Source organism: Streptomyces sp. MAI_2237, from assembly GCF_054189285.1.
In genome coordinates, this window is record NZ_JAJPGQ010000005.1 from 1488730 (window position 1) to 1497382 (window position 8653).

10 protein-coding genes are annotated in these 8653 nt (G+C 73.3%); 5 read left to right on the plus strand and 5 right to left on the minus strand.

From position 1 onward, the window contains the following. Positions 1 to 91: 91 nt before the first annotated feature. On the minus strand, positions 92 to 649 hold the full coding sequence (locus LN251_RS35130; RefSeq protein WP_458248168.1) for a SixA phosphatase family protein: 558 nt from the start codon (positions 647 to 649) through the stop codon (positions 92 to 94). Further along, positions 646 to 1398 carry a hypothetical protein gene (locus tag LN251_RS35135; protein ID WP_458248169.1) on the minus strand — a complete coding sequence of 251 codons (753 nt, stop codon included), beginning with the start codon at positions 1396 to 1398 and terminating at the stop codon, positions 646 to 648. The genes LN251_RS35130 and LN251_RS35135 overlap by 4 nt, the downstream gene beginning before the upstream one ends. A 210-nt stretch (positions 1399 to 1608) precedes the next feature. Between LN251_RS35135 and LN251_RS35140 the strand changes: the two genes are divergently transcribed. The 3 genes from LN251_RS35140 to LN251_RS35150 all read left to right on the plus strand — a co-directional run bounded on the left by LN251_RS35140 (position 1609) and on the right by LN251_RS35150 (position 4786). Continuing rightward, the gene (locus LN251_RS35140) at positions 1609 to 2949 is read left to right on the plus strand and encodes a jacalin-like lectin (protein WP_458248170.1); all 1341 of its coding nucleotides are present in this window, start codon (positions 1609 to 1611) and stop codon (positions 2947 to 2949) included. A 122-nt stretch (positions 2950 to 3071) separates the two neighbouring features. After that, the gene (locus LN251_RS35145; RefSeq protein WP_058926690.1) at positions 3072 to 3479 is read left to right on the plus strand and encodes a CoA-binding protein; all 408 of its coding nucleotides are present in this window, start codon (positions 3072 to 3074) and stop codon (positions 3477 to 3479) included. 86 nt (positions 3480 to 3565) lie between these two features. Next, entirely contained in the window at positions 3566 to 4786 is a 1221-nt protein-coding gene (locus LN251_RS35150) for a 4-hydroxybenzoate 3-monooxygenase (RefSeq protein WP_458248171.1), read from the plus strand. A 6-nt stretch (positions 4787 to 4792) separates the two neighbouring features. Here LN251_RS35150 and LN251_RS35155 read toward each other — a convergent pair whose 3' ends face one another. Then, entirely contained in the window at positions 4793 to 5350 is a 558-nt protein-coding gene (locus LN251_RS35155; RefSeq protein WP_458248172.1) for a YbaK/EbsC family protein, read from the minus strand. 22 nt (positions 5351 to 5372) lie between these two features. Then, entirely contained in the window at positions 5373 to 5945 is a 573-nt protein-coding gene (locus tag LN251_RS35160; RefSeq protein ID WP_362986789.1) for a helix-turn-helix domain-containing protein, read from the minus strand. Between the two features lie 115 nt (positions 5946 to 6060). Between LN251_RS35160 and LN251_RS35165 the strand changes: the two genes are divergently transcribed. After that, positions 6061 to 6918 carry an EamA family transporter gene (locus LN251_RS35165; RefSeq protein ID WP_458248173.1) on the plus strand — a complete coding sequence of 286 codons (858 nt, stop codon included), beginning with the start codon at positions 6061 to 6063 and terminating at the stop codon, positions 6916 to 6918. 106 nt (positions 6919 to 7024) lie between these two features. Here LN251_RS35165 and LN251_RS35170 read toward each other — a convergent pair whose 3' ends face one another. Then, positions 7025 to 7822, minus strand: coding sequence for an acyltransferase (locus LN251_RS35170; protein WP_458248174.1), 798 nt, complete (start codon positions 7820 to 7822; stop codon positions 7025 to 7027). Positions 7823 to 7958: 136 nt separating this feature from the next. On the opposite strand from LN251_RS35170, the gene LN251_RS35175 reads away from it, so the two are divergent. Next, positions 7959 to 8609 (plus strand): hypothetical protein, encoded by a 651-nt coding sequence (locus LN251_RS35175; protein ID WP_458248175.1) that lies wholly within the window; start codon positions 7959 to 7961, stop codon positions 8607 to 8609. The last annotated feature ends 44 nt before the right edge of the window (positions 8610 to 8653 follow it).

Below are 8653 nucleotides of genomic sequence, written 5' to 3' on the forward strand. Positions count from 1 at the left end.
GTCGCCCCGGCGCACTGCTCGCCCTCCTCGTGCCGGGCCCGAGGGCGGCGAGCCGGTCCCGCGGCGGCGGCCACGCGTGCGTGTGGCCGGCTCAGCCCTTCGCCCCGCCCTTCTTCTTCCCCCGGGGCACGATCATGCTCGTCAGCAGGGCCGCGCCCGGGGCGAGTGCCCGCCAGGTGGTGCCGTACCAGGCCAGGACGGCGATCGCCGAGGTCGGGAACTTCACGCGCACCTCGTCCAGGGCGTCGTCCAGACCGTCCCCGGCGAGGTCCAGGACCAGGTCCTCCAGTCCGGGGTTGTGCCCGATCAGCAGCAGCGTCTCGACCTCCGGGGACACTTCGCGCACGACGTCCAGCAGGTCGGCCGCCTCGGCGGCGTACAGCCTGGCGTCCCGGCGTACCGGCGGGGGCGTGCCCCACTGGGCCGAGGCCAGTTCCCACGTCTGACGGGCGCGTACGGCGGTGGAGCACAGGGCGAGGTCGGGCAGGCAGTCGGCCTCGGCGAGGGCGCGTCCCGCGGCCGGGGCGTCCCGGCGGCCGCGCGGTGCGAGGGGCCGCTCGTGGTCCGGGACTCCCGCGGGCCAGGCGGATTTGGCGTGCCGCAGCACGACCAGCCGGCGCAGCGGTCCGGCGCCCATGCGGGCGATCACGCCGGGGCTCCCAGGTCGCGGGTGAGCTCGAGGCCGAGGAGCCGGTCGGCGTAGGCGTACGTCTCGAAGCGGGCGCCGTCCGGCAGGTCGGGCGAGGTCTCCACCCAGGTCAGGGTGGAGAGCACGGCGGGCACGTCCAGGTCGTCCTCCCAGGCGGTGCGCAGCCGGGCGCGTGCCTCGTCCGGGATGGGCCGGGACGGCTGCCGCGCCCAGGCGGCCACGCGGCCGCGCCAGCGGGCGAGGGTGGCGTGGGCCTCGTCGAGGACGGCCGGGTCGAGGGCGGCCGGTGCGGTGCGGTCCCGGGCGAGCAGGGCCAGGCGCAGGGCGGCCGGGTCGGCGTCCTCGGACGCGCCGTGGACCGGGGCGACGGCGAGCGTGGGCCCGTCGGGCGTCGCGGTTCCCTGCGCCACGACGTGGAGGACCTGCGCCTCGCCGAGCCCTGACCCCACCTCCCGGCTGTCCTCGAAGGGGTGGATGCCGAGCGCGGCGGCCCGGGCCCCGAGTTCCGCCCGCTGTCCCTCACAGGTCAGCACGGACCACACGGGGGTACCGCCGAGTTCCAGGGCACGCACGAGCAGGTCGGCGACCAGCAGCACGCGCAGGGCGCCGGTGTCGGCCCCTGTCGTGTGGGCCTCGACCCGGGTCAGGCCCCGGCGGGCGGGAGCGGCTTCGACGGACTCGCCGGTTCGGGCGTCGGTGATGCGCAGCACGGGGTGAGCGTAGGCGGCGGAAGGGCCTGGCGCAGTCATCCGGCACGGATTCCGGACAAGGAGGCGGCAAACGACCGCACGCGGGACACAATGCCCGGCGCCCTCCCCGACCGCCGGCCGAACCGCCCGTGTACGGCGGGCAACTCCTGTGAAAGAGCGTCCAAACACTCGACAGGCCTGGGGTAACCGGCGGTAACTTCTGTCACGCTCCTCACCGCAACCGCTTTCCCTCCACAGGAGACACACCCCATGCGCAGACTCTTCGCCTGCCTGGCCGCGGCTGCCGCCGCGCTCGGCGGGCTCACCGCGACCGCTCCCTCGGCGGCCGCCGCGGACTCGGGTTCCTTCAGCGTCCTGAGCTACAACGTGGCGGGCCTGCCCGAGAGCCTCTCCAGCGCCTCCACGCCGCGCGACACCAGCACCACCGCCATCGGCCAGCGCATCGCCCCCTACGACATCGTGCACGTCGAGGAGGACTTCAACTACCACGCCTACCTCTACGCCGCCGACACCGCGCACGCCTACCGCACCCCGACCAGCGGCGGCGCCGGCATCGGCAGCGGCCTCAACACCCTGTCGAAGATCCCCTACGACACCGACGACTTCGAGCGGGTCCGGTGGAACTCCTGCCAGGTCGACTCCGGTGACTGCCTGACCCCCAAGGGCTTCACCTTCATGCGCGAGCGCCTGGCCGAGGGCGTCTACGTCGACTTCTACAACCTGCACACCAACGCGGGCACCAACGACGGCGACGAGGCCTCCCGCGCCGACAACCTCAACCAGCTCACCGCCTTCATCAAGTCCCACTCGGCGGGCAACGCCGTCGTGGTCATGGGCGACACCAACACCCGGTACACCCGTTCCGCCGACACCATCGCCGAGTTCGCCTCCGCCAACGGCCTCACGGACGCCTGGGTGCAGCTGATACGGGGCGGCACCCCGCCCGCCAAGGGCAGCGACGCGCTGGTCTGCGACCAGTCCGGGGCCACCGTGCCCAACACCTGCGAGGTCGTCGACAAGGTCCTCTACCGCGGCAGCAAGCTCGTCTCGCTGAACGCGACGTCGTACAACAACGAGCACGCCAAGTTCCTCACCGACGCCGGGCTGATGCTCTCCGACCACGATCCGATCACCGTCGGCTTCACCTGGTCGCGCAACTCCGCCTTCCAGTTCAGCGACCAGTTCGGCGGCCCGCACGGCGACTACTACGACGACATCGACAGCGTGCCGGCCGGCGCCCGCGCCACCACCGTCGGTCTGCGCAGCGGCTCCCGTGTCGACCAGATGAGCCTCACCCTGGCGAACGGCACCACGCTCGCGCACGGCGGGACCGGCGGCACCGCGGCCTCCCTCACCCTCGGCAGCGGCGAGTACGTCACCAGCGCCTATCTGTGCCAGGACCAGTACAGCGGCCACACGCGGATCTTCTACGCCAAGTACACGACCAACCTCGGCCGCACCCTGGCCGGCGGCACCACGACGTCCGACTGCGTGACCCGCACCGCCCCGAGCGGCTGGCAGATCGCGGGCTTCCACGGACGCTCCGGCGACGCGGTCGACAAGATCGGCTTCATCTACACCCAGCGGTAGGCCCCACGGAGGGCGTGGCCCGCGCACCGGGCCACGCCCGCACCTCACCGCACAGGAATCACCGCGCCGTACGCTCTGTTGTCGGCTGGGTAAACCTTCGCAGATTCCCGAGGAGACCGAGCGTGTACGGCGACTCAGCAACAGTCCGCAAGATCCTCACCGAGCTCGGTGACACCTGGGCGATCGTGGGCCTGTCGACGAACGAGAGGCGGGCGGCCTACGGCGTCGCCGACGTCCTGCGGCGGTTCGGCAAGCGCATCGTGCCCGTGCACCCCAAGGCGGAGACGGTGCACGGCGAGCAGGGGTACGCCTCACTGGCCGACATCCCCTTCGAGGTCGACGTCGTCGATGTCTTCGTCAACAGCGATCTCGCCGGGCCGGTCGCCGACGAGGCGGCCGCCATCGGCGCCAAGGCGGTCTGGTTCCAGCTGGGTGTCGTCGACGAGGCCGCGTACGAGCGGACCCGCGCCGCCGGTCTCGACATGGTCATGGACCGCTGCCCCGCCATCGAGATCCCGCGCCTCGGCTGACCGGCGCAGGCCGAACCCGGCCGCGTACGGCGGGCGGGACGCCAACGCCCGGGCTGCGCCTGTCGGTTCACCGTCATAATGACCGGGTGACCTCCCTCGCACCCCGCCCCGAGTCCCCGTCCGCGCGCCGCTTTCCGGTCGTGATCGTGGGTGCGGGACCCGCCGGGCTCACCGTCGGGAACGCGCTGCGGGCCGCCTCGGTCGACTGTCTGATCCTGGAGACGGAGACCCGCGAGTTCATCGAGCGGCGGCCCCGGGCGGGTGTGCTGGAGGAGTGGGCGGTCCGCGAGCTGGAGCGACGGGGCCTGGCGGACGGCCTGCTGAAGCACGCGCAGACGCACACCGCGTGCGAGTTCCGGTTCGGCAACGGGCGGTACCGGCTGGACTATCACGAACTGACGGGACATCACCACTACGTCTATCCGCAGCCGTTGCTGGTCACCGACCTGGTGCGGGAGTACGCGGACGTGCGCGGCGGCGCCATCCGGTTCGGCGTGCGGGACGTGCAGCTGCACGGCCTGGACTCGGACCACCCCACGGTGTCGTACACGGACCCGGACTCGGGCGAACGGCACCTCGTGCACTGCGACTTCGTCGCCGGCTGCGACGGCGCGCGCGGAGTGACGCGGACCGTGCTGCCGCGGGACGCCCGGATCGCCCGGCACGACTACGGCGTCGGCTGGCTGGCGCTGCTGGCCGAGGCACCGCCGTCCAGCGACTGCGTGGTGTTCGGCGTCCATCCGCGCGGTTTCGCCGGGCACATGGCCCGCAGCCCGGAGGTCACCCGCTACTACCTGCAGTGCCCGCCCGGCGACGACCCGGAGAACTGGCCGCACGACAGGGTCTGGGCGGAGCTGCAGGAACGCCTGGGCGCCGCCGACCGGCCGCCGCTGACCGAGGGCAGGCTGATCGAGAAGCGCGTCCTGGACATGCACAACCACGTGGTCGAACCGATGGTGTTCGGCCGGCTGTTCCTGGCCGGGGACGCGGCCCATCTCACCGCCCCCATCGCGGCGAAGGGCATGAACCTCGCCCTGCACGACGCGTTCCTGCTGGGCGACGGCCTCGTCGCGTACCTCACCCAGGGCGACCCGGCCGGGCTGGACGGCTACTCGGCGGCCTGCCTCGGCCGGGTGTGGGACTACCAGGAGTTCTCGCAGTGGCTGTCGGAGGTGTACCACGGCGCGTCCTGCGGTGACGCCTACCGGGCGGGCACCACCCTGGCCCGGCTGCGCCGCCTCTTCGAGTCGCCCGCCGCCGCGACCGCGTTCGCGGAGCAGTACCTCGGCCTGGCCTCCGCGTCCTGACGCCGGTCAGGCCACGCCCAGCCCGTCCAGCACGACCGCTCCCGGCAGCTCCGCGAACGCCTTGCCCGGCACCAGCAGCTTGCCGCGCCTGCGTCCGCTGCCCACCAGGACGTACGGCAGGTCGACGACGGCCGAGTCCACCAGCACCGGCCAGGACTCCGGGAGGCCGATCGGGGTGATGCCGCCGTACTCCATGCCGGTCTCCCCCGTCGCGACGTCCATGGACGCGAAGGACGCCTTGCGGGCGCCGAGTCGGCGCCGCACCACGCCGTTGACGTCGGCCCTGGTGGTGGAGAGCACCACGCACGCGGCCAGGGTCGTCTCGCCGCCCCGCTTGCCCGCCACCACGACGCAGTTCGCGGACCGCTCCAGCAGCTCCTGGCCGTAGTGCTGCACGAAGACGGCGGTGTCGGCCCACTGGGGGTCGGTGTCGACGTACACGATCTGCTCCGCGGGGACGCTGCCGCGCCAGTCGCGTACGGCGTCGGCGACCGGGCCGGTCAGCTCGTCGAGGGCGTCCGGGGCGGGCAGCGCGGTGTCGAAGTGTCCGATGGGTGCGTCCATGACCGCACGCTAACAGGCGTGCTCAGCGCACCGGCGGGACGGATACGGTCAGCACGAACTCCACCGGGACCGCTCCGGAGTTGCCGTAGCGGTGCGGGGCGTTGGCCTCGAAGGTGACGCTGGCTCCGGCGGGAACCCGGTGATCGGCGCCGTCGACGGTGACGGTCAGCTCGCCCTCGGTCACATGGGCGAGCTCGACCGTGCCGGCGGGGTGCGGGTCGGAGGCGCTGCCCTCGCCCGGCATCAGCCGCCACTCCCACATCTCCAGGGGGCCGGGCGCCTCGGTGCCCACCAGCAGCCGGCTGTAGCTGCCCGCGTCGGTGTGCCACAGGCGTACCGCCTGGTCGGCGGGGACGATGCGGACCTTCGGGCCCTGTTCGTAGTCGAGCAGCGTGGTGACGCTGACACCGAGAGCGTCACCGATCTTGACGACCGTGCCGATGCTGGGGTTGGTGCGGGCCTGCTCGATCTGGATGAGCATGCCGCGGCTGACCCCGGCGCGGGCGGCGAGGGTGTCCAGGGTGAAGCCGCGCTCGTTGCGCCAGCGCTTGACGTTGCGCGCGAGGGACTGGGTCAGCAGATCGAGGTCCGACACGTTCCGTCCAATGCCCTTGCCGGTCGAGGTCAATATTTTGGATGACAGGGTTCACTTCGCTGAACTACGGTGGGGTGCACCCGATCGTTCACCGAACTGTACTGCGAGGCCGACCGTGACAGCACTCTTCGCCCTGGCCACCAGCCTGTTGTGGGGCCTTGCCGACTTCGGCGGCGGACTGCTGACGCGGCGTCTGCCCGCGCTCACCGTGGTGGTCGTCTCGCAGACCATCGCCGCCGCCGTGCTCGGCGCGCTCGTGGCGGCCACGGGCGGCTGGAGCGAGGCCGGCCCGCGGCTGTGGTTCGCGCTCGCGGCGGGCCTCGCCGGCCCGGTCGCGATGATCGCCTTCTACAAGGCACTCGCCCTCGGACCCATGGGCGTGGTCTCCCCGCTGGCCACCCTCAGCGTGGCGGTACCGGTCGGGGTGGGCCTCCTCCTCGGCGAGCGCCCCGGCCTGGTGCAGGTCGCGGGGATCGCGGTGGCCGTCGCCGGAGTCGTCCTGGCGGGCGGTCCCCAGCGCGGCGGCGCGGGCGTGCAGCGGCAGGCCATCGTGCTCACCCTGATCGCGGCGCTCGGCTTCGGCGCGGTGTTCGCGCTGATCGCGGAGGCCTCCACGACGGTCCCGGGCCTGTTCCTCGCCCTGTTCGTGCAGCGGCTGACGAACGTGGCCGCGGGCGGTGCCGCCCTGTACGTCTCCGTGCGGCGGGGCGCCGAGGCCCTGCCGGGGGGCCGCTTCCCCTGGGCCTCGGTGCCCGCCCTCGCCTTCGTGGGGCTCGCGGACGTCGCGGCGAACGGCACGTACGCGGTCGCCGCCCAGCACGGCCCGGTCACTGTGGCCGCCGTCCTCGCCTCGCTCTACCCGGTGGTGACCGCGCTGGCCGCGCGCGGGGTGCTGCGCGAACGCCTGCGGGGCGTGCAGGCGGCGGGTGCCGGCCTCGCCCTGGTCGGCACACACCTGCTGGCGACGGGCTGAACCGGCCCTCAGGGCCTGTCGTTTGGATCAGCTCGGCGCCGCGGGCCCTGGCACGCACATCTGCCGCGTTGTCGTCACTCGCCGGCTCCCCGACGACAGACCCCGGCTAGGCGTCGGCGTCGAGCTCGGCGAGCCGGGCCACCGTCTCCGCGTCCAGCTCGGCGAGCCGCGCGGCCGTCTCCTCGTCCAGCGCCGAGAGCGCGCGCAACTGCTCGGACGTGATGTCGTCGGGCAGCGGCACCGGCGCCGGCGTCCTGAGTGGCGGCTGCCAGCCCTCGGCGGCCGTCCAGCGTCGTACGACCCGGGCGGGCGCGCCCGCCACCACGGCGTGGTCGGGCACCACGCCCCTGACGACCGCCCCCGCCGCCACCACGACGTTCCGTCCGATCCGCGCGCCCGGCAGGATCACCGCGCCGGTGCCGATCCAGCAGCCCGGCCCGATCTCCACCGGCTCCATGCGGGGCCACTGCTTGCCGATGGGCTCGTGGGGATCGTCGTAGGAGTGGTTCGTCGACGTCACGTAGACGTACGGCCCGAAGTAGCAGTCGCTGCCGATGGTGACCGTCGTGTCGGCGATGACATGGCTGCCGCGGCCAAGGACCACACCGTCGCCGATGCGCAGGATCGGCTCAGGGCCGAGGTCGAGGTCGGGCATGAGGCCGGCGGTGAGCGTGACCTGCTCGCCGACGATGCAGTGGGAGCCCAGGTGGATCCAGGGTTCGCCGAAGACGGTGCCGAGCGGGAAGGCCAGGCGGGTGTGGGCGCCGATCGAGCCGAAGCGGAAACGACCGGGGCTCTCGGCCGTCACCGAGCCGGTGCGCTGCACCCAGGCCCAGCCCGCGTGGACGGCGCGCTGTGTGAGGCGACGCCGCCAGGATGAGAACGTGTTCTTGCTCTTCGGCACGGAGTCACCGTACTCAGCGCGCCGCGCGGCCATGAGGCCGCGGAGCTGTGATCTTCGCCCCACCCGGCTCAGGCCCGGGCGCGGTTCACCCGCTGCGGATGAGGCGGCCGTGCCGGGGAGGTGCTGCGATGACCGGGTGACCCTGCTCCATCTCGTCGATCCCCGCCGCGCGGTCGAGCGCGCGGTGCGGTTCGGGCTGTCCACCGCGGAGTCGGTGACGGACCGGCTGATCCGGACGCTGACGGCCGCCGTCGTCGACCGGCTCGACCTCGACGCGCTGGCCGACCGCATCGACGTCGACCGGGTCGCGGACCGGGTGGACATGATGCGGATCGCGGGCCGCGCCGACGTCGACGCGCTCGCGGACCGGGTGGACGTCGACCGGATCGTGGAGCGGGTGGACGTCGACCGGATCATCGAGCGGGTGGACGTGAACCGGGTGGCCGCCCGGCTGGACGTGGACGAGGTGGCCGCGCGGATCGACGTGGACCGGGTCGCGGCCCGCGTCGACGTCGACCGGATCGCCGCGCGCCTGGACGTCGACGGGGTGATCGCCCGGGTCGACCTGGTGACGCTCACCAGGGCCGTGCTGGAGGAGATCGACCTGGGCCGGATCGTGCGGGAGACCAGCGGGGGGATGGCCGACGAGACGGTCGACGCGTTGCGGCTGCGGACCGTGCGGGCCGACCGGATGGTCAACCGGGTCGCCGACCGGCTGCTGCACAGACCCGCGCAGGAGACGCCGCGGACCGACGGCCACGGGGGGTCGCTCGGGCCGGCGCCATGAGCCGCCAGGGCCGCGAGGGCACCCCGGAGGGCGATGTCGCCGGG

Excerpts from the sequence above, each read along its gene's own strand:
- LN251_RS35155 (WP_458248172.1), bottom strand. The coding sequence starts at position 5,350 with ATGGACGCACCCATCGGACACTTCGACACCGCGCTGCCCGCCCCGGAC.
- LN251_RS35135 (WP_458248169.1), bottom strand. The coding sequence starts at position 1,398 with ATGACTGCGCCAGGCCCTTCCGCCGCCTACGCTCACCCCGTGCTGCGC.
- LN251_RS35140 (WP_458248170.1), top strand. The coding sequence starts at position 1,609 with ATGCGCAGACTCTTCGCCTGCCTGGCCGCGGCTGCCGCCGCGCTCGGC.